This window comes from Streptomyces ipomoeae 91-03 (assembly GCF_000317595.1).
Classification (GTDB): domain Bacteria; phylum Actinomycetota; class Actinomycetes; order Streptomycetales; family Streptomycetaceae; genus Streptomyces; species Streptomyces ipomoeae.
Map to the genome: position 1 here is coordinate 16,412 of NZ_AEJC01000629.1, position 25,669 is coordinate 42,080.

The following is a 25,669-nucleotide window of genomic DNA, read 5'->3' on the forward strand; positions in this document are numbered from 1 at the left end:
AGCTCTCTTTGGCAGGGGGCCGCCGTGAACGACACCGCCCACGCGCTCAGCGAGTCCCGCACCCTCTGGGAACTGGTCGCCCGTCGCGCCGACCTCACCCCCGAGCGGCCCGTCCTCCTCCAGGACGACCGCACACTGACCTTCGGCGAGCTGCGCGCCCGCGCCGAACGGGTCGCGGCCGGGCTGTACGACAGGGGCGTGCGCCCCGGCACGGTCGTCGCCTGGCAGCTGCCCACCCGTATCGAGACGGTCCTGCTCTCCCTGGCCCTGGCCCGCCTCGGCGCCGTACAGTCCCCGGTCATCCCCTTCTACCGCGATCGCGAAGTCGGCTTCGCGCTACGGGAGTCGAAGGCGGAGTTCTTCGCGGTGCCCGGCGAGTGGCGGGGCTTCGACCACACGAAGATGGCGCGGCGGCTCGACGCCGAGGGGATCTTCGAGGCGTACGACACGCTCCCGGAGGGCGACCCGGACGCGCTCCCCGCCCCGCCCGTCGACGGCACCGCCGTCCGCTGGATCTACTGGACCTCGGGCACCACCTCCGACCCCAAGGGCGTACTGCACACGGACCGTTCGCTCATCGCGGGCGGCTCCTGCCTCGCCCACGCGCTGCGGCTCACCCAGGACGACGTCGGCTCGATCGCCTTCCCGTACGCGCACATCGGCGGCCCCGACTATCTGGTGATGCTCCTGCTGTACGGCTTCCCGGCGGTGCTGTTCGAGCACTTCGCGCTGCCGGCCGCGCTGGAGGGCTACCGCAAGCACGGGGTGACGGTGGCGGGGGGCTCGACGGCGTTCTACTCGATGTTCCTCGCCGAGCAGCGCAAACAGCCGGGGACCCCGGTCGTCCCGACGCTCCGGCTGCTCGCGGGCGGCGGGGCGCCGAAGCCGCCCGAGCTGTACCACTGGGTCGTACGCGAGATGGGCGTGCAGCTCACCCATGGGTACGGCATGACCGAGGTGCCGATGATCACGATGGGCGCGCCGGACGACACGGTGGAGAACCTCGCGACCACGGAGGGACGGCCGCCGGAGGGGATGGAGATACGGATCGTGGACGGGGAGGTGAGGCTGCGGGGGGAGGCCGTCTGCCAGGGGTATCTGGATCCGGCCCAGACGGCGGAGGCCTTCGACGCCGACGGGTTCTTCGTCACCGGTGATCTCGGGCGTCTCACCGAGGAGGGCCATCTGGTCCTCACCGGCCGTCTCAAGGACGTCATCATCCGCAAGGGCGAGAACATCTCCGCGAAGGAGATCGAGGACCTGCTGCACCGCCACCCTGCCGTGGGCGATGTGGCGGTGATCGGGCTGCCGGACGCGGAGCGCGGGGAGCGGGTGTGCGCGGTGGTGGAACAGCCGCCGGGGGCGGCCGGGTTGACCCTGGAGGCGGTGACCTCGTATCTGCGCGCGGAAGGGCTGTCCGTGCACAAGCTGCCGGAGCGGCTGGAGGTGGTGGACGCCCTTCCGCGCAACGAGACCTTGCGGAAGGTCCTCAAGTACAAGCTCAGGGAGCGCTATTCCGGCACGGTGAAGTAGCGGGCGAAGGCCGTCACGATCTCCGTCTCGCTCACCTTGCCGTCGGCGTCGGTGTCGAGCGCGGCGGCGGTGGCGGAGGCGATGTGCTCGGGGACGCCGAGGGCCTTGAGGACCCGGGCGGTCTCCTCGACCGTGACCGCGCCGTCCCCGTCGGCGTCCGCGACGGCGAGGGCCGCGTGCAGGAAGGGGCGGGCGATCTCGGCGAACCGGTCGGGGGTGTCGCGCAGCCGCTTGACCGCGCCGTTCACGAACTCGTCCCGGGTGATGCGCTGGTCGCCGTCCCGGTCCGCTATCCCGGCCATGCCCTGCCAGAAGGCCTCGGCGCCGATGTACAGGGCCTGGCCCTTGTCGGACCGGGCGGTGGTGCCGAACTCGTTGAGTACCGCCTTGGTCGCCGCGCTGAAGTCCTCGCGGTCGATCCAGCCGTTGCCGTCCTGGTCGAAGGTGGCGAACCGGGCGGCGATCCTGCGCTCGTACTCGCTGCTGACCATGTGTTTCGGGCCCGCCTTACGTCAAGTGGGGTGCTTCTCGCCAGGGAGCGTACGACGTCGGAGGCCGGGAGGGAGCACGAAAGCGGCGCTTGTACCAAGACTGCGGGAATTCCAGGACAACAGTGTGGCCACCGGGACATCGTCGGGTGATGGACATCACACCAGCGCGTGCGGGGGACTTGGCGTACGAGGAGCGCGTCACATCGGCAGGAGCCCGGTCACGCCGAGAGGGGGTCGGCCTCGCCGTCGGATGCGGGGGCGACCGCCGAGTCCACGTCCGGGTGGACGTCGAAGAGGCGGCGGACGCCGAGGGCGGCCATGACGCGGTTGACGTGCGCGCCCTCCGCCGGGCCGCCGCCCGCCCTGCCGTCGGCCGGGAGGATCAGACGGAGCCGGCCCTGGCAGGAGCGGATGAGGCGGCGGGTGGCGATGAGGACGCCGACACCGCTGGAATCGCAGAAGACGACCCCCGACAGATCGAGGACGAGACTTCGGCGGCCGTCCGCCACCGCCTCGTGCACCCGTTGGCGCAGGACCGGAGAGGTGACGAGATCCATCTCTCCTGACACACGCAGCACGGCCCACTCACCCTGCTCGCCGTCGGTCACTTCGAACGTCACCGCGATGCCTCTCAGTCGCTGAACCGGAAGCCACAACACCGCTTCCTGCTGCGCGGCTGCCCCGCCGTCGTTCCATGAAACACCCGTATCGCACCGAAAGCGCATGGTAAGCAAGCCATTTCATGGACCTTTTCGGTGCGTTTTCCATCGAGTACGGTCGTACGTGATCACATATTGATCGAGAATGGACCAACAGCATTGCCATGTGGTCGATTTCGCGCAGGGTGGATATCGCACAGCGATGCGAAGAGGCCCGTAAGGGTGGACATGAGGGTGGACAGACGCCCACGTGGGCAGCCGGAAAGCGCTTCGCGGAGGAGCTCGGAGCAGATCCATACCATCTTCGGCCCCGCGGGGGGGCGCACATTGGCATAAAGGGGCGTGCGCGGTCAGCAGTGCCGACTACATTCGAGAAAGCAGTGCACACAGGCTGGACGCAGGCAGGACCGGGGCCGGGTCGATGGCTCGGCGATCAGGAACGGCGCAGGTACGAGCGGGGGCGAGGGGGCCGTATGGCGACGAAGGACGCACCACCCCGCTGGGACCGCAGGATGCAACAACGACTGACGCACGGCGAGGCGGCGGCGCTCGGTGAGCTGTACGACCGGTTCGCGTCCCTCGTGCACGGCCTCGCCCACCGCGTCCTCGACGACGAGCGGGCCGCCGACGGCATCACCCGCGAGGTGTTCGCCCAGGTCTGGGAGAACCCCGAGGCGTACGACCCCAAGGAGGGCCCCCTGCGCTCCTGGGTCGCGGCACTGACCCACCGCCTGGCCGTGCAGCGGTTGCGCGCCACCGAGACCGCCGCGCTGGCCCAGGGCGGCGAGGGCACCACGGAGGACCTGGAACGCAAGGTCCACCGCGCCTCGGTCGCCGCCCGCGCCGACTACATAGTGCAGGCCATGCCCACGCCCCTGCGGGCCGCCCTGGAACTGGCCTACTTCCAGCGCCGCGACTACCGCCAGACCGCCACCGACCTCGGCGTCACCGAGGACGAGGCCCGCCGTCGCCTCCGCCTCGGCCTCCAGCTCCTCGCCACCGCCCACGACACCCGCCTCTCCGGCACCCCACCCGAACACGGGGGTGCCGTGTGAACGGCGGCACCCACAGCTTCGACGCGTACGACGAGGGGCCGGAGGGCACCGACGGCGGGGCCGGGGAGCCTCGGGCGCCTGGTGGTCCGGCGGGTGGCGGCCCTGGGAGCGGCGGTCCCACCGGTGGGGGTCCTGTGAGCGACGGCCCCCTGGGTGGTGGTGCCGCGGGCGATGGCCACACGGGCGGCGGTGACGGCGACGAGCCGAGCAGGCCGCCGCGCATACCGCTGCCGCGAACCTCGGTGGAGGACACGGGACTTCCGCTGCCGGACGCGGTACCGGAAACGGCCCCCGCGCCCGAGGCTGAGTCCGAGGCGGAGGAGATGCCGCCCGCGCCGCCGGCACCTCTCGTACTGCCGCCGCGCATGCCCCACGTACCCCTCGTGCTGGAGCATCCCATACTGAAGGCGCTGCTCGGGGCCTGGGCTCTGACGGCGTGCTCGGCGGAGGAGGCGCTGGCGGTGGAGGAGCACCTCGGGGTGTGCGGGTCGTGTGCGGACGAGGCCCGGCGGCTACGGGAAGCCGTGGGCCTGCTGCAGCAGCCGGAGAGCCTCGACCTGGCCCCCTCCCTGCGCAACCAGGTGCTGGACACCTGTCTGGGCCGCCGACCTCCGCGTATCCCGGTACCGCTCTGGGCGGCCCCGTACGACGCGGAGGCGGCCCGGCTCGACGCGTTGCTCCAGGACATCGACAGCTCGGACTGGCACGCCCCGGTACAGCTGCGCTGGTTCGAGGGCGAGGGGCCGGTGAGCCGTCGTACGACCGTCGCCGGGGTCATCGCCCACCTGCTGAGCGTCGACGGTCTCGTCGCGACCGCGCTCGGCCTGGAGGACCCGCTCGACCAGCTCAAGGTGCCGGTCCCGGACGACCGTACGCCCGAGGCGCGCACCGAGGCGTTCTGGAAGGCGTCCCCCTTCCCGCCGAACCGCTCGATCCGGGGACCGTGGCGGGCGCAGAGCCGTGGCATCGTGCGGACGACGGCCTTCAAGGGCGCCGACGGCGTCGACAAGGCCTATGACACGGAGGGAACCGGTGGGACGGACGGGACCGGTGTTGTCACCGGCCCCGTGAGCGGGTCATGGGGCCCGGGGCGGCTGTGGGTGTCGTACGGCGGTTTCGAACTGCCGTTGCGGGATGCGCTGCTCGACCGCGCGTTCGAGTGCTGGATCCATGCGGAGGACATCGCGGAGGCGGTGGACTACCCGTACGAGGCACCCTCCGGGCGCCATCTGCACGGCATGATCGACCTGGCGGCCCGGATGCTGCCCCTCGTGCTGGCCGAGCGCCGCCGGGCGGGGCTGGCGTCGCCACCGTCCGGCCGCCATCTGACCCCGACCGGTGCGCCCGGCCGTACCCTCCGCCTGGAGATCGAGGGCTCCGGCGGCGGCGAGTGGCTCATCCCGCTCGACTCCCCCGCGGCCCTGGGCTCCGCCGACCACGAGGTCGCCCATGTGGCCCTCGACGGCGTCGAGTTCTGCCGCCTGGCCGCGGGCCACGTACCGCCGGAGGAGGCCGCCGCGGGTCAGCTGGGTGACCGCGCGGCGATCCGAGACGTACTGTTCGCGGCGGCGTCGTTGAGCCGCATGTAGCCACCGGCCACCTGGGCGCCCGGCAGCTTCGGTCGGCCGGGCCCCATCGCCCCAGCGGCACGACTGCCCGCGGCCAAGAAACCACCCGCAGTCGCAAACCCACAACACCCCCCGAGCTGCTAGGCGTTGACACCCCGCAACCCCAGATAGCGACTCAGATGCGTGGCCGCCCCGAGCATGGCCACACCCCGTGCCGTCAGCCTCCGCTGCCAGTCGTCCAGGGCGCTGGACAGGCTGTCCGTACCGCCGACCGTGCGGACCTGCTGGACCACGGTGGCGATGTGATCCAGCGGATACCCCCCGCGCCGCAGAAGGTGGGCCAGCTCGGCGTCGCGGATATCGGCCGCCCGGAACACGCGGTACCCGGTCACGGGGTCGCGCACGGGAGCGAGAACACCGGCCTCCTCCCAGTTGCGAAGGGTCGCCGGCGTGACCCCGAGCCGACGGGCGAGTTCCCCGACGGTTCGGGCGTCCGGCCCCGGCCCTGCCGTCGGGCCCGACGACGCGGCGACGGCATCGGAGGACCCCACCGCCAGATGGCCCACCCCCAGGTGCCCCACCGCCCTCCGCACCGCATCCAACGTCTCCCGATCCCGCAGCAACTGACCGTGCCCCCGGTCGATGATCGTCAACGCACCGTCGAGATCGTCCTCATGAACCGCGTTCATGATCCGGCCCCCGGCGCCATGACCGTACGCCGGAACAAGCGCGAGGAACGCACGCAGCGCCGCCGCGTGCACCTCCGTATAGACCCGGTAGCCACTCGGCGTCCGCTCGGCGGGCGGGATGAACCCGTCCCGCTCGTAGTTGCGGACCGCCTGGGTCGAGATCCCGTGCCCACGCGCGAGGTCGACCGGCCGCAAGCCTCTCACCGGTTTGAAGCTTCACAGCGGCACCAGGACGTTCGTACCCTCAAAGCCCCACGCATCCCACGTATAGCCTTCCCAAAGCCTCAACCGACTTTTCAAAGATACGCTTGAGGCCCATGACCCAGGACATCCGAACCTTCCTGCCCCCGTCATGCGACCTGCTGGGCCTCGGCGAGCCCACACACCTGGAACCGGCCTTCGCCCACATCCGCAACGAACTGTTCGCCCAGCTCGTCGACCACGGCTTCCGATCCATCGCCCTCGAAACCGACCGAGTGGCCGCGCTCACCGTGAACGACTTCGTCCAGGGGGGAACGGGCGACCTCGACACCGTCATGAGCGAAGGCTTCTCCCACGGCTTCGGCGAACTGGCCCCCAACAGGCGACTGATCGCCTGGATGCGCGACCACAACGAGACCCGCCCACCGGAGGAGCGCCTGTCCTTCCACGGCTTCGACGCCCCCATGGAGACGATGAGCGTCCCCAGCCCACGCCCCCACCTCGAACACACCCGCGACTACCTGAAGCGCGCCGACCTCGGCCTCGACGGAAGCGACCTCGCGAGCCTCCTCGGCGACGACGAACGGTGGAGCCGTACGGAGGCGGTCCTGGACCCGGCGATGTCCATCGGCGCCACACCGGAGGCCGACCGGTTGCGTACGATCGCCGACGACCTGCTCACCGCCCTCCACATGTACGCACCGGAACTGATCGCGGCGACATCACAGGACGAGTGGTCGCGGGCGAAGACCCACGCCACCGCCGCCCTCGGCCTCCTCCGCCATCACCGGCAGGCGGCACAACGCGTGCCGGACACCACTCGCTGGACCCGTCTGTGCGCCACCCGGGACGCGCTGATGGCCCAGAACCTCCTCGACATCCGAGCCATCGAGGCCCGCCGGGGTCCGACGCTGGTCTTCTCCCACAACGTCCACCTGCAGCGAAACCTCAGCAGCATGGACATGGGCCACATGCACCTCGTCTGGTCCTCCGCCGGCGCCATCGTGAGCGCCCTGCCGGGCAGCCACTCGTACGCCTTCGTCGCGGGCAGCCTGGGCAAGAGCGAGGCGATAGCCCTCGAGGCCCCCGCCCCGGACACGTACGAGGGCGCTCTGCAGACCCGTATCCCCGCATGGGGCCTGACAACGGCCATCGAGGTCCCGCCCGCCCGGAGCCGCACGGACGCCACCCCGCAACAGGGCTACTTCCCGCTGGACCGGCCGACCATCGACGCGGCGGACGCGATCCTGCACATCAACACAGGGGCAGCAGGCGCTCCGTAGGGGTGCGGGGTCGCTCTACGCGAAAACGACCGTCCGACGCCCGTTCATCAGAATCCGCCGCTCGGCATGCCACTTGACCGCCCGCGCCAGCGCCTGGCACTCCACATCACGCCCGATGGCGACAAGCTCCTCCGGCGTCACCCCATGTCCCACCCGCTCGACCTCCTGCTCGATGATCGGCCCTTCATCGAGGTCGGCGGTGACGTAGTGCGCGGTGGCGCCGATCAGCTTCACACCACGGGCGTGCGCCTGGTGGTACGGCTTCGCGCCCTTGAAGCTCGGCAGGAACGAGTGGTGGATGTTGATGATCCGGCCACTGAGCTGCTTGCAGAGGTCGTCGGAGAGCACCTGCATATAGCGGGCGAGGACGACCAGCTCGACGTCCTCCTCGCGGACGAGCTGCAGCAGCCGTGCCTCGGCGTCGGCCTTGGTGTCCTTCGTCACCGGAATGTGGTGGAAGGGGATGTCGTACGACGCGACGAGCTCGGCGAAGTCGGTGTGGTTGGAGACGACGGCGGCGATCTCGACGGGCAGCGCGCCGATCCGGGCCCGGAAGAGCAGGTCGTTCAGGCAGTGCCCGAACTTGCTGACCATCAGCAGGACCCGCATCCTCTCCTCGGCCCGATGGATCTGCCAGTCCATCTGGAAGGAGTCGCCGATCGCCGCGAAGCTGGCCCGCAGCTTGTCCACGGTCACCGGCGGCTCCGCCGAGAAGTGGACGCGCATGAAGAACAGACCCGTGTCGTGGTCGCCGAACTGCTGGCTGTCCTCGATGTTGCAGCCGGTCATGAAGAGGTAGCTCGACACGGCGTGCACGATGCCCTGCTTGTCGGGGCAGGCGAGGGTGAGGACGTACTGGTCGGCGGGCGCCGCCGCGGCTCGGGTGGACTGCTCGTTCATGCCGGACAGGGTCCCATACGGCCTGCCGATGGCGACAACCGTCCCGAAAGCCGGACCGGGTCGAAAGTCGCCCCCACCCGACCTCGGCTCCCCCACACGGTCCTCAGCTCCCCCACACGGCCCTCGTCATCCCCAGTGGCCCTACGCCGCCCTCGTCATGATCCGCAGCACCTCGAGCGTCCGCGGCGGCGTGTCCGGGTCCTCCCCGTCGCTCGCCGAGAGGCGCACATGGGCCTCGCGGGCCGCGCGGACCGCCTCGGGCCAGGCGGCGTGGTCGAGGTACGCGGAGACCGGCGCGTCGGGGCCGACCTGGTGCATGATCCGCAGGACGCGGAGTACGGCCGTGTCGACGAGGGCCGCCTCCTGGGCGTCGCGGAATATGGTGCCCACGTACTTGTCGGCGGACCAGTTGTCCAGCCAGGTGTCCTCGACCAAGCGGTACACGGCGTCGGTGACGTCACCGTAGCCGTCGACGCCGGCCAGCCAGACGTCCCGCTGGAAGACCGGGTCGGAGAGCATGTGCAGCGCGGAGCGCACATTGCTGCGCCAGCGCCACCACGGCATGTCGTTGAGTGGCATGCCGCCCATGGTGAATGAGCGACGCCCACGACGGGAAGGGGTCTCCGGACCTTGGACGGTCATCGATCTCGCATTCCTCTCTCAAACCTCTCGAATATACGATCGTAGCTTCCTGTAATTCACCTCCCGGTCACCACACGTTGACCATCCGTCACTCCCGGGTTGGTGATGTGACAGAATCGTGCGGAGCCATGACCGGCTTCCAGGCACGACGGAACCCCTTTGCCGAAGGCCTCGCCAGGGCCCTGGCCAGAGCCACCACACTGGCGGTGTGCGCGTCGCTCGCCGTCGGGTGCGGAGTCATCCCTGGTACCACGGGGGGTTCCGGGGACGGCCCCGTCACCGTCATGACCTGGGCGCCGGAGAAGACCGCCGCCACCAACAAGCCCGGCATGCCCGCCATGGCCAAGGCGTACGCCCGCTGGGTCAACGCCAACGGCGGCATCAACGGCCATGAGCTGAAGATACTCACCTGCAACGACCGCAACGACACGGTGACCGCCGCCAAGTGCGCCCGCCGCGCGGCCAAGGAGGACGTCGTCGCGGTCGTCGGCTCCTACAGCCAGTACGGCCGCGCCTTCCTCGCCCCGCTGGAGTCCGCCGGCATCCCGTACATCGGGGGCTACGGAGTCACCGACGACGAGTTCGCGAGCACCCTGTCCTACCCGGTCAACGGCGGCCAGGCCGCGCTCATGGCAGGCCTCGGCGAACAGCTCGCCAAGGCCTGCGGCCCCATCGCCCTGATACGCCCTGACTCCATAGCCGGCGACCTGCTCCCGCTGCTGATGAACTCGGGCCTGCGGGCCGGGGGCCACGACGAGGTCTCCGACCAGCTGGCCGCCGAGGACGCCACCGAGTACTCGAACCACTCCTCCGAGGCCCTGCGGCACGCCTCCACCGACCCGGCCAAGCAGGGCTGCGTGGTGCCCGCGCTCGGCGACCGCACCTCCACCTTCATGGACTCCTTCCGCCGCGACCGCGGGGACTACCCGGACGTGAGCATCGGAACCGTCATCGGCAGCATCGACCAGTCGATCATCGACTCGACCGGCGGCAGGAAGAGCCCCTACGAGGGCGCGCACGTCACCGGCTGGTACCCGGTGGAGAGCGACAAGCGCTGGGACAGGATGAAGGACGTCATCCAGGAGCACGCCTTCGGCGACAACCGCGTCGACCCGGCGGACCCGGGCGTGCAGACCACCTGGATCGCGTACACCGTCCTGACGGCCGCCATCGAGGCGCTCGGCGACGAGGAGGTGACCTCCGCCTCGATCCGCCGCGTCCTCGACGACGGCCTCAAGGTCGACACCGGCGGTCTGACCCCCACGCTGAGCTGGCGCTTCGAAGATCTCATCGCCGCCGCGAAGTTTCCCCGCCTGACCAACCCCGAGGTCACCTTCGAGGTCGTGCGCAAGGGGCAGCTGGTCGCCGCGCGGCGCGGTTTCGTGAACGTGGAGGAGACCCTGGTGGACGCCACCTGAGCGACCACCAAGGGCTGGGCGCCGCTACAGCTGCCCCGCCTGGCGTCGCGTCAGGCCGTACGTGGAGGCGATCGAGTTCCACAGCTCGGCGGCCTTGGTCTTCTCGGTGCTGGCCGTGGTGCTGGCCTTGTTGCCGGCCTGGGTCTGCGCGGTGGTGCGGGCCTGGCCCTTCTTGCAGCCCTTCTTTCCGGCGACCTGGTCGGCCCACGCGGCGTAGTGGTTGTCGGCGGAGGCGGAGGCCTTCCAGGCGTTGGTGAGGGAGGTGGTCAGGGCGGCGTGGTCCGGCAGCTTGTCGACGGACAGCTCGCCGAGCTTGGTGACCAGGTCGTTGCGCTGCTTGGCCGCGTTGCGAAGGTCGGTGGCGGCCTGGCCGAGGTTCTTGCAGCTGCGGATGTTCGAGACGGCCTTGACCACGGTGTTGCGGCTGGCGCCGCTGTCCGCCAGCAGCTTGTCCAGCGCGACGGCCTGCTCCTTCGCCGGGTCCGCCGACGCGGACGCCGACTCCTCGGGCGCGGCCTCGGTCGCCGACACGGGCAGGTTGTCGCTCTGTTGATCGCTCCCGGACCCGGAGCTCATCAGGGCGCCCGCCCCGATCCCGAGCGCCGCGATGACCACCCCGACGCCCGCGATCAACGGCACCCGGGACCTCGGACGACCGCCCCCGCCACCGCCGTCGCGTCTGCCGGAGCCCCGCCCGCCGTGGCCGGGCCCGCCGTGGCCGGGCCCCCGCGGCGGCTGCGGGGCGTCGTACGGCTGCTCGATCCGGGGCATCTGCTGCGTGGCCCCGGCGGCTTCCGGCTCACTCCGGAAGAGGCTGTCGAACACATCCGGCTGCTGGGCGTGCGCCTGGGGCTGCGGCTGCGGAGCCCCGTACGGCTGGGCCTGGGGCTGTGCGGCGACCGGCGGTATGTACTGGGTGGCCTGGGAGTCGGGGTGCATGGGCGGCGCACCGTGCGGGGGCTGCCCCGGGTGCCCGGGGTTCGCCGCGGGCGGCAGCGGCCCGGCACCGCCGTTCGGCCCGGCGCCGCTGTTCGGCACCCGACCCAGGAACGTCGTCGCGTCGGACGGCGCCTCCGGCGGCAAGGCCCCCGGCCCGACCGGCGGCAGATACTGCGTAGCGGCCTCGGCGCCCGGATCCCCCGCCGCCACGGGCGGTATGTACTGAGTGGCCGCGTCCTCCACGGGCTGGACCGGCGGCACATACGGGATGTACTGCGTGGCCCCCTCGTCGACCCCGGCGACCGGCGGCAACGGCGCACCACCCGGAGCCGGCGGCGCCACGTCCGACGGCAGCGACACCTCCCCGGCGACCGGCGGCAACGGCACCCCGAACCCGGCCCCGCCATAGGTCTGGACGCCGTACGAGCCCCCGGGCGTCCCCTCGGGCGGCAACGGCACTCCATGCCCGCCCTGAGCGCCCTGGCCCTCCGAATAATCCGGAAGGCCCTGAGCGCCCTGGCTCCCCCACTCCGGCATGGGAGCAGAACCAGCCCCGTGTACGCCGTCCACGCCGCTCCCGGCGCCCCAGGCATCGCCCGGCGGCTGGGCCGGAGGGGCCACGGCGTCCTGCCCGGCCCCCCACTGCTGTCGTCCCGTCGGCTGAACCGGAGTCGGAGGCAGATCCCCCGGCATCAGCGGCGCACTCCCGTCGGAGGGCAGCACGATGCCTTCGCGCGCGGGCCGCGCCGAGGGCTCCTCGCCCTGTCCACTCTGCGCCACCGAAACTCCTACGAATGAGCGACTTGCGGAATCAACGCCTCACGCTACCGGTTCCCCACAACCGACTGCCACGCAGCACCGCGCCCCCCAAAGGGGGCGCAGGTACCGGACGCCGACCGCGCCCCAAGTCAAGGGGCGCGGGGCCGTATCAATACGCGGCCCCGCCACGGGATCAATACGCGGCTCCGCCCAGGGATCAATACGCGGCTCCGCCGCGGGGCACGAGCAACCACAGACGACCCGCGGCCCGCAACGAACCCCGCCCCCACGGCACATCCCGGCACGGGCCCGCCCCAGCCGACCCGCACGTGCAAGCCGACACCCAGTGAACCGACGCCAGTGAACCGCCGCCCCAAGCGGAGCGCCTACGCCGCTTGCAGTTCCATCCGCGCCCCGAACTCCCGAACCACCGCCTCCTCCCTGAACGGCTCCAACCGCTGCTGGAAGTCCTCCAGATACTCCGCGCCCCGATTCGACCGCAGCGTCCCCAGCAACTCCACGGCCTTCAGCCCCGTACGACAGGCCTCCTCGACCTCCCGCTGCTGAACCTGGGCGGTGGCGAGGAGCACATACCCGATGGCCCGCCGCCGAGCACGGGACTCGGGATGCTTGGCCAGCGACTCCTCCGCGCGCCGTGCCGCAGCCGCGGCCTGCCCCAGATCCCGGTGGCAGTGCGCCAACTCGTCCGCGAGATAGGCCTCGTCGAAGTGCCTGATCCAGGTCGGGTCGTCCCCCGAGGCCGGATCGGCGGACTCCAACGCCGCCACGGCCCGCCCCGCCGCCTCCTGCGCGGACCGCGCGTCGCCCATCAGCGCATGCCCCCGCGCCTCCGCCGCGTAGAACATCGACTCCGCACGCGGTGTCACCCGCCCCCGCGCCCCTTCCTGCGCCGCGCGCGCCAACTGCGCGATCTCGCGCGGGTTCCCGAGCTGCGCGGCGAGGTGACTCATGGACGCGGCGAGCACATAGCCGCCGTACGCGCGGTCGCCGGCGGCCTGCGCGAGCCGTAGCGCCTGGATGTAGTACCGCTGGGCGAGCCCGGGCTGCCCGGTGTCGACGGCCATGTACCCGGCGAGTTCGGTCAGCCGCGCGACCGCGGCGAACAGCTCACGCCCGACCGCCTCCCGATACGACCCGGCCAGCAATCCGGAGACGACACTGTTCAGGTAGTGCACGACGACCGGCCGCACATGCCCACTGCCGTACTGGTGGTCGAGGTCGACGAGCGCCTGTGTCATCGCGCGTACGGCCGCCACGTCCGCCGACCCCACCCGGGGTCCCGCCGAGCGCGCCACCTGCGAGTCCGGCGCGGAGATCAGCCAGTCACGGCTGGGTTCGACGAGCGCGGACGCGGCGACGGACGACCCGGAGAGGAAGTCCCGCCGCCCCACGTCGCTGCGCCACAGCTCGCAGACCTGCTCGATGGCCCCGAGGACCGTCGGCGAGAACTGCAGACCGACACCGGACGCGAGGTTCTTGCCGTTGGCCATGCCGATCTCGTCGATCGTGACCGTACGGCCCAGCTTGCGGCCGAGCGCCTCGGCGATGATCGCGGGCGCACGGCCCCTCGGCTGTTGCCCCCGCAACCAGCGCGCGACGGACGTCTTGTCATAACGCAGGTCGAGTGCGTGCTCCGCGCCGCACATGTTGACCCGCCGGGCCAGCCCCGCGTTGGAGCAACCCGCTTCCTGGATGAGCGCCTGCAGTCGTTCGTTCGGCTGCCTGGCGACGAGCGGCCTTGCGGCCATGGCGTACCCCCTGTGGCTGTGGTGCCTGCCCACGCACCGAGTTGACGTGTCTTCAGCGGCCGAACCCCTTCGCTCACGCGGTCACACGCCACCGGCGCGCACGGCACTCCCGCACCGAACACGCGTACCGAAAAGGCGTGCCCACGTATCGAAAAGATCCGGCCTCGAAGATCAATGCCCCGCCGACATGACGAAGATGCGAGACATGCCAGGATTGCCGGGGTAAACACGCATGCTGTACCCCACACGTGGCTACCCGGCTCACGCCGCGATCCCTCCCGCGCGCCCCCGACGGTGCACCCATGCGCCCCAGCTCTGTGAATGATGCTCTCCCCCGCGCATGTGACATCCGTAACCACTGATGACCGCTAGAGTTGTGTTCATCGTGGAAGAGACCATCGCGGGCCCTGAAGCTGCCCAAATCCCGAAGCAGCGCGGTGAATCGCTGCTGGACACCGCCGTTCGATACGCCGAAGAGCGCCACTGGGACGTTTTCCCGGGCACATGGCTGGAAGCCGTCGACGGGGTGCAGCACTGCTCCTGCGGCAATGCCGCGTGTGCCACCCCCGGCGCGCACCCGGCGCGCGAGGACTGGGCGACCCAGGCGACAGGCAGTGCGACCGTCGCACGCCGACTGTGGTCGAAGCAGCCGACCGCGTCGATCCTCCTGCCGACCGGCCGTACGTTCGACACGATCGATGTTCCCGAGACCGCGGGGCTGCTGGCGCTGGCCCGTATGGAGCGCATGGAGCTGACGCTCGGGCCGGTGACCTGGACGCCGGACCGCCGTATGCATTTCTTCGTGCTGCCCGGCGCCTCGGTCAAGGCCCCCGATCTTGTACGGAAGTTGGGCTGGTCTCCGCTTTCGCTCGACCTCAAGGCGTTGGGGGAGGGCGAGTATGTGGCGGCTCCGCCGACGCGGTATGGATCTCGGGGAGCTGTGCAGTGGGCGCGTCGTCCCACTCCGGCCAACCGGTGGCTGCCGGACGCCGAGGAGTTGATCTCGCCGCTCGCTTACGCGTGCGGTAGGGATGGGCGCCGGTAACGCTCCGGGCGGGGGCTGCGGGTTGGTTTCACGACCGCGGGTCGGTCGTGGTGGCTCGCGCCCCGCGGCGGAGCCGCATATCGGCACTGCCCCGCGCCCCTGAAAGACTGGAGGCTCCATCGACCGGAAGGAGCCGTCGGCTTGAGTGCTGTCGCCGCCGTACGCGTGCACGGACTCTGGAAGCGGTTCGGGGCCCATGTCGCCGTTGCCGGGGTTGATCTGGAGCTGCCCGCGGGGCGGTTCATCGGGCTGGTCGGGCCGAACGGGGCCGGGAAGACCACCACGCTCTCCATGGTGACCGGGCTGCTGCGGCCCGATCAGGGGTCCGTCGAGGTCGTCGGGCACGATGTGTGGCGGGATCCGGTGGAGGTGAAGGCCCGGATCGGGGTGTTGCCGGAGGGGCTACGGCTCTTCGAGCGGCTCACCGGGCGCGAACTCCTCTCCTACACCGGCCGGTTGCGCGGGCTGCCCGGTGCCGAGGTCGATCGGCGGGCCACCCAACTGCTGGACGTACTCGATCTCGCGGGCGCCCAGCACAAGCTCGTCGTCGACTACTCGACCGGTATGCGGAAGAAGATCGGGCTCGCCGCGGCCCTGCTCCACAATCCCGAAGTGCTGTTCCTGGACGAGCCGTTCGAAGGCGTCGACCCGGTGTCCGCACAGACCATCCGGGGCGTGCTGGAGCGGTACACCGCCTCGGGCGCCACGGTCGTGTTCTCCTCCCACGTCATGGAGCTCGTCGAATCGCTGTGCGACTGGGTGGCCGTCATGGTCGCGGGCCGCATCCGCGCGCACGGCCCGCTCGCCGACGTACGAGGCGACGCGCCCTCGCTGCAGAAGGCCTTCCTGGAGCTGGTCGGAGCCGGTGAACGGGACGCCGGCGCGGAGCTGGACTGGCTGGGCGGCGGGACGTCACCGCGATGAGCGCGGCGGGCGGTACGAGTACGGGCACGGGTGCTACGGGTACGGGCGCCGCCTCCGTGACCTCCGTCGTCGTACGGCTGAAGCTGTCCCTGTTGCGCAACGGGCTGCGGCAGTCGGCCGGGCGGCGGGCGGCGTATGTCGCGTCCGCGGTGGTGACGCTGCTGTTCGCGGCGCTCCAGCTGATCGGGTTGATCGCGTTGCGGGGCGACGAGCACGCGGCGTCCGTGACCGTGCCGCTGGTGGCGGTGCTGGCGCTCGGGTGGGCGGTGATGCCGCTGTTCTTCCCGAGCGGCGACGAAACCCTCGATCCGACCCGGCTGGTGATGCTGCCGCTGCGGCCCCGACCGCTCGTACGGGCGCTGCTGGCGGCCTCGCTCGTGGGCATCGGGCCACTGTTCACGCTGTGCCTGCTGGTCGGGTCGGTGGTGGCGGTGGCACGGGGCGCGGTCGCGTACGTCACCGCCGTGGCCGCCGTGCCGCTCGCGCTGCTCGGGTGCGTGGCGCTCGCGCGGGCCGTCGCCGCCGCCAACATCCGGCTGCTGAGCAGCCGCCGGGGGCGTGACCTCGCCGTACTGAGCGGGCTGCTGATCGCGGTCGGCGTCCAGATCGTCAACTTCGGTGTGCAGCGGCTGGGGGCGGCCGGGCTCGGTCAGCTCGACCCGGCGGCGGACGTACTGAGCTGGGTGCCACCGGCGTCCGCGCTCGGCGCGGTGCACTCGATGAGCGAGGGCTCGTACGGCGTCGGGGTGGCCCGACTCACGCTTTCCGCCGGTGCGTTGGTGGTGCTGGTGCGGATGTGGGCGGCGAGTCTGACGCGGTTGATGACCTCGCCGGACGGGTCGACGCTGCTGGATGCCGGGGAGAGCTCGGCGGCCCGGACGCGTTCCAGCGGGCTGAGTCGGCTGCTGCCCGCCGGGCGGACGGGCACGATCATGGAGCGGAGTCTGCGGTACGTCTGGCGGGATCCGAAGACCAAGGCGGCGTGGGTGACGTCGTTGGCGATCGGGCTGATCGTGCCCGTCTTCAACGCGTTGCAGGGCACCGGGTCGATCTACTTCGCCTGTTTCGCCGCCGGGATGCTCGGGATCATGATGTACAACCAGTTCGGGCAGGACACCTCCGCGTTCTGGATGGTCGCCATGACGATCTCCTCCACGCGGGACGCGTATGTGGAACTGCGGGGACGGGCGCTGGCGTTGCTCGTCATCACGTTGCCGTACGCCACGTTCGTGACCGTCCTGACCACCGCTCTCCTCGGCGACTGGGGTGCCCTGCCCGAGGTGCTGGGCCTTTCGTTCGCGCTGCTCGGTGCGATGCTCGCCACCGGTGCCTGGGCCTCCGCCCGCTTTCCGTACTCCATCCCCCAGGAGGGCCACAAGAACGTGGCTCCCGGGCAGGCCGGGCTCGCCTGGATCTCCGTCTTCGGGGGGATGGTCGGAGCGGCGCTGCTCTGCGTCCCGGTGATCGCCCTGCTCGTCTGGCTGAACGTGGCGGAGGGTGGCGGTGCGTGGAGGTGGGTGGCGCTGCCGGTGGGGGCGGCGTACGGGGTGGGGATCACCGTGGCGGGGTTGCGCTTGGCCGCGCCACGGACGGCCAAGCGGCTGCCGGAGATTCTGGCGGCGGTGAGCAGGGCGTAGGTCTTTCGCCCCCGGCGACAAGGATCCGGCACCCGAGCCGGCGCCGGCGACGACGTGGAAGGGCCCCGGAAGCGGCGCATTCCAGGGGCCCCTTTGCTCGGTGCGGCTCCTCAGTCGCTGAAGCCGTCCAGGAACGGCTCTATCGCGGCGCGCCAGGCGTCGGGCTGGTCGTAGTGGACGAGGTGGCCGGCGTCGGCGACCTCGGCGTACTGGCCGTGCGGGAGGACGCGGACCATTTCCTGGGCCTCGGCGCGGCCCAGTTCGCCGTCGAGGCCGCGGACGACGAGGGCGGGGCACCTGACCTGGGTCAGCTCCTCCCAGTGCGCGTCGTACACCCAGGTCTCGCGGGTCTTGAGCATCAGCTCGGGCTCGAAGACGGGCCGCCAACCGTCGGGGCACTCGTGCATGACCTCGGCGTAGAACTCGCCCCGGGACGGGTTGGGGCGCTCCACCCAGGGGTCGTCCTCGCCGAACCACTTGCGCACGTCGGCGAGGGTGGCGAAGGGCAGCGGCCAGGCCTTGAACCAGCTCTCCCACTCACGCTGCGAGGCGGCGCCCAGCGCCGAGGCCCGCATGTCGCAGATGATCAGGCCGCGCACCAGGTCGGGGCGCTTGGCGGCCAGCTGCCAGGCGGTCAGCGCGCCCATGGCGTGACCGATGAGGACGACGGGGGCGAGGCCGAGCTGCTCGACGGCCGCCTCGGCGTCCTCCACGTAGGCCTCACGGGTGTACGCGGCCTCCTCGGGCTTCTGGCTCTGCCCGTGGCCGCGCTGGTCGAGCGCCACGGCGCGGCGCCGCTCGGAGAGCCAGCGGGCGGTGGGTGCCCAGTGCGAGGCGCGGCCCATGAGGCCATGCAATAAGAGCACCCCGGGCCCCGACTCGCTCCCGACTCCGGTCCCGCCGTCGCCGGCCCCCGCTCCGGCGCCGGTCCCGGTGCTGATGCCGGTTCCGCCGCCGGTCGGGGTTCCGCCGGCCTCGTCCCCGGTCTTGGGTGGGTCACCGAACTCCCAGGCAGCAAGGCTCACACCGCCCGCTCCGGTCACGTCGATGCGCCGCACCATTGGCACCCCCCAGGCTCCCGCTCGGACCGCTCGCCGCCGCCTCCCGCTCCTCGCTTCGAGGCGGCCGGTCCTTGTCGTCCTACCGCTGTCGTACCGCTGACCTGCTGTTGCTCCCGCAGTTGTTGCCATCGTGCGCGCCGCTCGGACGGCGAGCACGGTTGTTACAGCGTGCCCATCGGGTGACACGTTACGTATGCGGTGGCTGCGGCGGTACGGATACCGGCGGTAGCGCGCCGGTCCGTACGGGTCGTGCCTCGCCGCACCTCGTCACGCCACCCAGGTTATCGAATATGTATTCGAAGATGCCGTTCTCGGCGACAACACCCCTCGTTCGAGTGACCTCCCCCGAGGATTGCCCGCCGCCGTCGAGGGGAGATCTTCAGCGGGAGGCGGACCGCTCGGGGAAAACGGTCCGAGGGGGATGACCCTGAGAGCTCGGGGCTCCGGGTCAGCACAGGGGAGGACAGGCCCCGGCGCCACACGGCGCCGGGGCCCTCCCCATGTCCACGGCACATGCACATCCACCCGCCCCTTCCCCTGCCGCCACGCGCTCTCCGTCGCGGGCCGCCGAGAGCCCTCAGGTCATATGCCTCACGCGCAAGCCTCGCACGCGAACGGCCCGAGCGCTGCGATTCGGCGTACTGAATCTTGGAGTTGAGGCGGGCACGGCCCCCGCCGACGCACGTCCACACCGGCCGAGCTGGGGGGACGTGGTGGCCGCGCTTGGCGGGGGGGCCGGGCCCTCGGTCGGTCCGGGGGTGGTCACCCTCGGTCGGGGGCCGGGGTGGTCACCCTCAGCGGGGGGCCGGGATGCGGGATCGGCGGCCCGGCCGAGGGCGGCGATTGGTGGCCCGCCGACCACGGGAAGCCGATAGCCGGCGGCCTGCCGCCGACACGGACGCCTGCGGTCGGGTGGTACGCCGACGACCGGGACGCCGATGGTCACGTGGTCGGCCGACGGCACGGAAGCCGGCGGTCGGGTGGCCCGTCGGTGTCAGCGCTTGGCGACGAACACGTGGGAGGCGACGTCCGCGCCCAGTTCCGCGGCCTCGCCGCCGCTGCCCACGAGGACTCCGCCCGCCGCCTCCGTCACGCTCACCACGGAGCCGGGCTGCACGCCGGCCCGCCGCAACGTGTACATCAGCTGCGCGTCCGTCTGGATGGGCTCGCCGATACGGCGTACGACGACGGTCTTGCCCTCCGTACCCGGGTCGAGGTCCGCCAGCGACACCATGCCCTCGTCCAGGAACGGGTCCGCGCCGTCCTTCTCGCCCAACTCCTCAAGCCCCGGGATCGGGTTGCCGTACGGCGACTCGGTGGGGTGCCGGAGCAGTTCGAGCACGCGGCGCTCGACGGCCTCGCTCATGACGTGCTCCCAGCGACACGCCTCCGCGTGCACCTGCTCCCACTCCAGGCCGATCACGTCGACGAGCAGGCACTCCGCGAGACGGTGCTTGCGCATCACACGCGTCGCGAGGCGGCGGCCCTCCTCGGTGAGCTCCAGGTGGCGGTCCGGGGCGACCGACACCAGGCCGTCCCGCTCCATACGGGCCACCGTCTGGCTCACCGTCGGACCGCTCTGGTCGAGCCGTTCGGCGATCCGGGCGCGCATGGGGACCACACCTTCCTCCTCCAGCTCGAGGATGGTGCGGAGATACATCTCCGTCGTATCGATCAGTCCGGACATACGTGCCCCTCGATGAGATTCCGCCGGAAGCGTCGCTGTGGCCCACCGGCATGCGCTGGCCCTGGCCTCAATTCTTACGCATCGGACCGACAACGGGGTTATCGCCGCCGATTTCCGGGGGTTGCCGCCCGAGTACCCCCGCTCGGGGCCATGGGATGGGCGCGGTGCGAGGACATGCGCGGGTTGTATGTGGCTGTTCGCGAGGCTGGATTGATCTGCGGCTCCGCCACGTGGGCGCGAGCAACCACGAACCACGGCCCACCCCATGGCCGTATTGACACCCCACTGGTCCAGACCTCTAACGTGATCCACCGGAACGGACGAAGTGGAGGATCAGGCATGGTCGAGGGCACCCCCGCAGGCCGGCGTTTCTTCAACTCGGCGATCGAACTGCTGGAGCGCGTACGAGACGAGGAGGCCGAGAACATCACCACGGCCGGAAACCTGATCGCGGACACCGTCACCGCCGACGGCCGCCTGTTCGCCTTCGGCGCCGGCCACTCCTCACTCGCCGCACAGGACCTCGTCTACCGGGCCGGCGGCCTCGCACTGATGAACCTCCTGCCCGTACCCGGCGCCGTAGGCGTGGACGTCATGCCCGCGACCCTGGGCTCCGCCCTGGAACGCGTCGACGGCCTGGCGACCGCCGTACTGGACGCGAGCCCCCTGCGCGCCGGCGACCTCCTGGTGATCATCTCGCTCTCCGGACGCAACGCCCTCCCCGTCGAGATGGCCATCCACGCCCGCGAACTGGGAGTGAAGGTCATCGGCGTCACCTCCGTCGCATACGCCACCGAGACGAAATCCCGCCACTCCTCCGGCACCTTCCTCAAGGACCACTGCGACCTCGTCCTCGACTCCAAGATCTCGATCGGCGACGCGGAACTCACCCACGACGCCGTACCCGCGCCCTTCGCCCCGGCCTCCACCGTCGTCACCTCCGCCCTCCTCCAGGCGGTCATGGCCACCGCCGCCACCACCCTCGCCGACCGGGGCATCCAGCCCCCGCTGCTCCGCTCCGGGAACGTCGACGGCGGCCTCGACTGGAACGACCGGGTCATGCGGGAGTACGGCGACCGGATCTTCTACCTGCGCTGACGAGGCCCACGGCGGCTGCGTGCGGCACACACGTGCACAGGGGTACGCAGGGGCGCCCAGTGGTCCATGGAAAACCATGAGGAAGAAATCCGGCGCACAACTGTTTCGTCCAAATCTTGCGGGAAACAGATGTGGGCTGGGTCACGTTCGAGTTGAATGATGGCGAGTGAGCGAACCAACGCGCCGTACATGCCGTACATGCGGACGCAACGCAGCCTGCAGGGGGTTCAGGTGAGTGCTTCCCGGCGTAGTGGGACCACCGACGAACTCGGACCCGACGAGCCCGAGCGGGACGGTCCGACGGACGAGAACAGCGAGAACAACGAAGAAACCGACGACACGGCAGCCGACCCCGAGGACACGGACGGCCTCAAGGACACCGAGGACTCCATGGACTCCGGCGGTTCGGACCTGCTCGCCGCCCTGCTGGACGGGATGGACGCGGCGCTGTGCGCCTTCGACGTCGACGGCGTCGTCACCCACTGGAACCGCGAGGCCGAGCGAATCCTGGGCTGGAGCGCCGAGGAAGCGGTCGGCCGCCGCGGGTTCGCCGGATGGGCCGTACGGACCGCCGACGCCCAGGAGGTCGAGGGGCGGCTGATGGCCGCCATGCACTCCCCCGGACGCCAGGTCCACGAGTTCGCCCTGCTCACCAAGGACGGCGGACGGGTACTCGTACGGACCCAGTCCGCCGCCGTACCCGGCCCCGACGGCAAGCCCGCCGGACTGTACTGCGCCTTCAGCGAGGTCCACGCCCAGATCGACCTCGAACGGTCCATCGCCCTCAGCGAGGCCCTCTTCGACGACGCCTCCTGGGGAGTCGTCCTCGTCGACGCCGACCTGCGCCCCGCCGTCGTCAACTCCCACGCCGCCCGCTCCCTCGGCATCGGCCGCACGGCGGTCCTCGGGCGCCCGCTCGGCGAACTCCTCACCCAGGGCGTCGAGGAACTGGAGAGCGCCCTCACCCACGTACTCGCCGAAGGCGCACCGCCCGCCCCCGCCGAGATCTGGGTCGGCGTCCGCACCCCCGACGGGGAGAAACGACGCTGCTGGCGCAGCGGCTTCCTCCGCCTCGCCTCACCGCTGGCCGAGGAACCGGTACCGCTCGGCGTCGGCTGGCTCTTCCAGGACATCACCGAGGCCAAGCAGAGCGAGCAGGAAGCCGCGCTGCTGCGCTTCCGCGTCAACCAGCTCCACCGGGCCTCGCGCGCCGCCGCCGAGTGCGAGGACCCCGGCGAGGCCGCCACCATCCACCTCGACTTCGCCCTCGCCGGCTTCGCCGACCACGCCCTCATCGACCGGGTCTCCGGCGGCACCCTCATCGACGGCGAAGGCCCCACCCGCCTCGTACGCGCCGCCGCCACGCCCTCCGGCACGCCCGGCCCCAGCAACCTCACCGGCCACGCCGGCCTCCCCGTCCGCTACGGCCAGGGCCACCCCGCCCTGCAGTGCGTGGAACGGGCCGGCTCGGTCCGCGCCAGCGCCGGCGCCGCCACCCCCGAGGCCGCCCGCACCTGGGCCACCGACCGCCAGTGGCCCCCGGACACCGTCCACGCCCTCTGCGCCGTACTCCGCAGCCGCGGTCGCACCCTCGGCGTCGTCACCTTCCTCCGCGGCGCCGGCCGCAACCAGTTCGAACGCGCCGACGCGGTGTACGCGGAGGACGTGGCGGTACGCATCGCCGCGGCCCTGGATCTGGAGGCACTGGAGAGGTCGTCGGACTAGCACCGTCGCAGTACTGGATCCGACCGGATCGGATCCAGATCGGCCCAGGCCGGACCGGACGCCGATGGACCTGCGGCACCGCGCGGGCGCACGGCGACGTACGGGCACACGGCGACGCGCGGGGTCATGGCGCCGCCAGAGGTCTGCGGCGCCACTGGGGCACGGCGCTGTCACGCGTCAGCGGCACCGCAATGGGCCACGCCGCCGTCAAGGTCCCCGCCGCCACCAGGGGTTCCGCATCACCGTCACGGGCACCACCGCCAGGGGCGCCGGCACGGGCCCACGCCGCCGGCATGGACGGATCCCCCGGGGAGGTGGCCGGGCCTCGCCTTAAAGCACTCGCGTCCGTTCATCGGCCCGGCGCAGAATCCCCACCATGGCCCTCATCCACCACACCACCCTCAAGCCCACCAAGCTCGAACTCCTGGCCTCCTGGCTCCCCACCCGCCCGTGGTACGCCGACGGCCCCGGCGAACCCCGGCTCACCAAGGCCGGCGGCTTCCGGCTCGACGACCCCGAGGGCGAGGTGGGCATCGAGTTCATGGTCGCCACCGACACCTCGGGCTCCACCCCGGTCCACTACCTGGTCCCGCTCACCTACCGCGGCGCCCCACTCGACGGCGCCGACCACGCCCTCATCGGCACGATGGAACACGGCGTCCTGGGCAAGCGCTGGGCCTACGACGGCTGCCACGACCCCGTCCTGCTCACCCAGCTCCTGGCCCTCTTCGAGGGCAACGCCGAACCCCAGGCCCAGAGCCTCACCGACACCCCGGACCCCGAGATCACCCGCTCATACACCGGCGACGGCTCTCTGTCCCTGGGCGCCCTCACCCCCGCGGACGACGACAAGAGCACCAAGCTCTCGCTACGACCGGGCACGACCCTCCACCTCAACCGAACCCTCCAGCCCGGCCCGGACACCCTCCCCGAAGGGGCAACGGGACACGTCGCCGGCCACTGGAACCTCCCGGACGACACCCGCGCCCGCGCCGTTTTCGCCGTACTGCGGTAAACCCCTCGAAAAATCGCTTGAGCGCCACGAGAACGGTTCTTAAGGTGTGCGGTACACGAGAAGGGAGGTGGTTCGGCAGATGTATGACAACCGGACGCGTGAGGTGGCTGCGGGCTAGCGGCCTGTCACCACACTCGGTGCGGTGCCGGACCAGTGCGTGAATTGAACGCGCAGCCGGCCCAATCTCAAGCAGTCACCCGACCCGTGGGCTCGCCGGTACGTCCGGCCGGCTTCTCCGTCGTTGAGATGGGGGACCTGAGCTCGCGGGTCGTCTGCGTTTGTGGGGTGGGGAGTGAGGGGGGCCACGCGGGGCTGGTCGGTCCCGCGTGGCGTGAGGGTCGGATTTCGTCAGTGGGCGGCGATGTCCTCGTAGCCCTCGATGTCCCGGGGGTCGCGGGGGCCCGGGCCGATGTAGCGGGCGGAGGGGCGGACGAGGCGGCCGGTGCGCTTCTGTTCGAGGATGTGGGCCGACCAGCCCGCCGTGCGGGCGCAGGTGAACATGGATGTGAACATGTGGGCCGGGACCTCGGCGAAGTCCAGGACGATGGCCGCCCAGAATTCGACGTTCGTGGCGAGGACACGGTCGGGGCGGCGGGCGTGGAGTTCTGCCAGGGCCGCCTTTTCCAGGGCTTCGGCGACCTCGAAGCGGGGGGCGCCGAGGTCGCGGGCGGTGCGGCGGAGGACTCGGGCTCGGGGGTCCTCGGCGCGGTAGACGCGGTGGCCGAAGCCCATGAGGCGTTCGCCCTTGTCGAGGGCTCGTTTGACATAGGCCTCGGCGTCGCCCGTGCGTTCGATTTCCTCGATCATGCCGAGGACGCGGGAGGGGGCTCCGCCGTGCAGGGGGCCGGACATGGCTCCTACGGCGCCGGACAGCGCGGCTGCGACGTCCGCGCCCGTCGAGGCGATCACGCGGGCGGTGAAGGTGGACGCGTTCATGCCGTGTTCCGCAGCCGAGGTCCAGTACGCGTCCACGGCTGCCACGTGCTTCGGGTCGGGCTCGCCGCGCCAGCGGATCATGAAGCGTTCGACGACGGACTGGGCCTTGTCGATCTCGCGCTGCGGGACCATGGGCAGGCCCTGGCCGCGGGCGGACTGGGCGACGTAGGAGAGGGCCATGACGGCGGCGCGGGCGAGGTCCTCGCGGGCCTGTTCCTCGTCGATGTCGAGGAGGGGTTTGAGGCCCCAGACCGGGGCGAGCATGGCCAGGGCCGACTGGACGTCGACGCGGATGTCGCCGGAGTGGACGGGGATCGGGAACGGTTCGGCGGGGGGCAGGCCGGGGCGGAAGGCTCCGTCGACGAGCAGGCCCCAGACGTTGCCGAAGGAGACGCGGCCGACCAGGTCCTCGATGTCGACGCCCCGGTAGCGGAGGGCGCCGCCCTCCTTGTCCGGTTCGGCGATCTCCGTTTCGAACGCTATGACTCCTTCGAGCCCGGGTACGAAGTCGGACATCAGGCGGCTCCTCTTGATGTGTGCGACAGGGGGCGGCTGGTGGATGCGGCCGGAGGGGCCCAACCAGAATGTTCCAGCACCTTACGCCTGAGTGCCAGGTTTGGGGAGAGTGTGCGGCA

General features: G+C 71.2%; 21 protein-coding genes. 11 read left to right on the plus strand and 10 right to left on the minus strand.

The features are described 5' to 3' along the window. Window positions 1–24 precede the first annotated feature (24 nt). The gene (locus STRIP9103_RS41180; protein ID WP_009338845.1) at window positions 25–1,533 is read left to right on the plus strand and encodes a class I adenylate-forming enzyme family protein; all 1,509 of its coding nucleotides are present in this window, start codon (window positions 25–27) and stop codon (window positions 1,531–1,533) included. Here STRIP9103_RS41180 and STRIP9103_RS41185 read toward each other — a convergent pair. Then, window positions 1,512–2,024 carry an EF-hand domain-containing protein gene (locus STRIP9103_RS41185; RefSeq protein WP_009338900.1) on the minus strand — a complete coding sequence of 171 codons (513 nt, stop codon included), beginning with the start codon at window positions 2,022–2,024 and terminating at the stop codon, window positions 1,512–1,514. The two genes, STRIP9103_RS41180 and STRIP9103_RS41185, sit on opposite strands and share 22 nt — an antisense overlap. A 218-nt stretch (window positions 2,025–2,242) precedes the next feature. After that, complete coding sequence (locus STRIP9103_RS41190) at window positions 2,243–2,650, minus strand: STAS domain-containing protein (RefSeq protein WP_048821962.1); 408 nt, start codon at window positions 2,648–2,650, stop codon at window positions 2,243–2,245. A gap of 506 nt (window positions 2,651–3,156) precedes the next feature. Here STRIP9103_RS41190 and STRIP9103_RS41195 point away from each other — a divergent pair. Both STRIP9103_RS41195 and STRIP9103_RS41200 read left to right on the plus strand, forming a co-directional pair. After that, window positions 3,157–3,738 carry a sigma-70 family RNA polymerase sigma factor gene (locus tag STRIP9103_RS41195; RefSeq protein WP_009338911.1) on the plus strand — a complete coding sequence of 194 codons (582 nt, stop codon included), beginning with the start codon at window positions 3,157–3,159 and terminating at the stop codon, window positions 3,736–3,738. Next, the gene (locus tag STRIP9103_RS41200) at window positions 3,735–5,327 is read left to right on the plus strand and encodes a zf-HC2 domain-containing protein (RefSeq protein ID WP_009338828.1); all 1,593 of its coding nucleotides are present in this window, start codon (window positions 3,735–3,737) and stop codon (window positions 5,325–5,327) included. Before STRIP9103_RS41195 ends, STRIP9103_RS41200 begins: the two co-directional genes overlap by 4 nt. A gap of 119 nt (window positions 5,328–5,446) precedes the next feature. Here STRIP9103_RS41200 and STRIP9103_RS41205 read toward each other — a convergent pair whose 3' ends face one another. Next, window positions 5,447–6,190: a TioE family transcriptional regulator gene (locus STRIP9103_RS41205; RefSeq protein WP_009338864.1), complete on the minus strand. Its 744-nt coding sequence runs from the start codon at window positions 6,188–6,190 to the stop codon at window positions 5,447–5,449. Between the two features lie 122 nt (window positions 6,191–6,312). Here STRIP9103_RS41205 and STRIP9103_RS41210 point away from each other — a divergent pair, with 122 nt between their 5' ends. Continuing rightward, window positions 6,313–7,479, plus strand: coding sequence for an erythromycin esterase family protein (locus STRIP9103_RS41210; protein WP_009338840.1), 1,167 nt, complete (start codon window positions 6,313–6,315; stop codon window positions 7,477–7,479). Window positions 7,480–7,494: 15 nt separating this feature from the next. Here STRIP9103_RS41210 and purU read toward each other — a convergent pair whose 3' ends face one another. Together purU and STRIP9103_RS41220 are read right to left on the minus strand one after the other, a co-directional pair. Next, on the minus strand, window positions 7,495–8,379 hold the full coding sequence (gene purU / locus STRIP9103_RS41215) for a formyltetrahydrofolate deformylase (RefSeq protein WP_009338903.1): 885 nt from the start codon (window positions 8,377–8,379) through the stop codon (window positions 7,495–7,497). A gap of 141 nt (window positions 8,380–8,520) precedes the next feature. After that, on the minus strand, window positions 8,521–9,021 hold the full coding sequence (locus tag STRIP9103_RS41220; RefSeq protein WP_009338879.1) for an SCO4402 family protein: 501 nt from the start codon (window positions 9,019–9,021) through the stop codon (window positions 8,521–8,523). Window positions 9,022–9,149: 128 nt separating this feature from the next. Between STRIP9103_RS41220 and STRIP9103_RS41225 the strand changes: the two genes are divergently transcribed. Next, window positions 9,150–10,439: an ABC transporter substrate-binding protein gene (locus STRIP9103_RS41225; RefSeq protein WP_009338913.1), complete on the plus strand. Its 1,290-nt coding sequence runs from the start codon at window positions 9,150–9,152 to the stop codon at window positions 10,437–10,439. Between the two features lie 24 nt (window positions 10,440–10,463). Here the strand turns inward: STRIP9103_RS41225 and STRIP9103_RS41230 are convergent, their stop codons facing one another. Both STRIP9103_RS41230 and STRIP9103_RS41235 read right to left on the minus strand, forming a co-directional pair. Continuing rightward, entirely contained in the window at window positions 10,464–12,158 is a 1,695-nt protein-coding gene (locus STRIP9103_RS41230; protein WP_048821952.1) for a hypothetical protein, read from the minus strand. A 365-nt stretch (window positions 12,159–12,523) separates the two neighbouring features. Continuing rightward, window positions 12,524–13,906 carry a hypothetical protein gene (locus tag STRIP9103_RS41235; protein ID WP_009338893.1) on the minus strand — a complete coding sequence of 461 codons (1,383 nt, stop codon included), beginning with the start codon at window positions 13,904–13,906 and terminating at the stop codon, window positions 12,524–12,526. A 385-nt stretch (window positions 13,907–14,291) separates the two neighbouring features. Here STRIP9103_RS41235 and STRIP9103_RS41240 point away from each other — a divergent pair, with 385 nt between their 5' ends. The 3 genes from STRIP9103_RS41240 to STRIP9103_RS41250 all read left to right on the plus strand — a co-directional run bounded on the left by STRIP9103_RS41240 (window position 14,292) and on the right by STRIP9103_RS41250 (window position 17,512). After that, window positions 14,292–14,951: a bifunctional DNA primase/polymerase gene (locus STRIP9103_RS41240; RefSeq protein WP_374011076.1), complete on the plus strand. Its 660-nt coding sequence runs from the start codon at window positions 14,292–14,294 to the stop codon at window positions 14,949–14,951. A 141-nt stretch (window positions 14,952–15,092) separates the two neighbouring features. After that, on the plus strand, window positions 15,093–15,875 hold the full coding sequence (locus STRIP9103_RS41245; protein ID WP_009338824.1) for an ABC transporter ATP-binding protein: 783 nt from the start codon (window positions 15,093–15,095) through the stop codon (window positions 15,873–15,875). Further along, a complete protein-coding gene (locus STRIP9103_RS41250) occupies window positions 15,872–17,512 on the plus strand; it encodes a hypothetical protein (protein ID WP_009338847.1) in 1,641 nt (546 codons plus the stop codon). Before STRIP9103_RS41245 ends, STRIP9103_RS41250 begins: the two co-directional genes overlap by 4 nt. Before the next feature lie 110 nt (window positions 17,513–17,622). Here STRIP9103_RS41250 and STRIP9103_RS41255 read toward each other — a convergent pair whose 3' ends face one another. After that, complete coding sequence (locus tag STRIP9103_RS41255) at window positions 17,623–18,573, minus strand: alpha/beta fold hydrolase (protein ID WP_048821956.1); 951 nt, start codon at window positions 18,571–18,573, stop codon at window positions 17,623–17,625. Between the two features lie 994 nt (window positions 18,574–19,567). Next, on the minus strand, window positions 19,568–20,260 hold the full coding sequence (locus STRIP9103_RS41260) for a metal-dependent transcriptional regulator (protein WP_009338889.1): 693 nt from the start codon (window positions 20,258–20,260) through the stop codon (window positions 19,568–19,570). Window positions 20,261–20,599: 339 nt separating this feature from the next. On the opposite strand from STRIP9103_RS41260, the gene STRIP9103_RS41265 reads away from it, so the two are divergent. The 3 genes from STRIP9103_RS41265 (at window position 20,600) to STRIP9103_RS41275 (ending at window position 24,098) form a co-directional block, all read left to right on the plus strand. Further along, entirely contained in the window at window positions 20,600–21,358 is a 759-nt protein-coding gene (locus tag STRIP9103_RS41265) for an SIS domain-containing protein (RefSeq protein WP_009338812.1), read from the plus strand. A gap of 231 nt (window positions 21,359–21,589) precedes the next feature. After that, a complete protein-coding gene (locus STRIP9103_RS41270; RefSeq protein WP_048821963.1) occupies window positions 21,590–23,083 on the plus strand; it encodes a PAS domain-containing protein in 1,494 nt (497 codons plus the stop codon). Window positions 23,084–23,459: 376 nt separating this feature from the next. Then, window positions 23,460–24,098, plus strand: coding sequence for a maltokinase N-terminal cap-like domain-containing protein (locus STRIP9103_RS41275; protein WP_009338897.1), 639 nt, complete (start codon window positions 23,460–23,462; stop codon window positions 24,096–24,098). A 348-nt stretch (window positions 24,099–24,446) separates the two neighbouring features. Here STRIP9103_RS41275 and STRIP9103_RS41280 read toward each other — a convergent pair whose 3' ends face one another. Beyond that, window positions 24,447–25,550, minus strand: a complete 1,104-nt coding sequence (locus tag STRIP9103_RS41280) for a citrate synthase 2 (RefSeq protein ID WP_009338890.1) — start codon at window positions 25,548–25,550, stop codon at window positions 24,447–24,449. Window positions 25,551–25,669 lie beyond the last annotated feature (119 nt).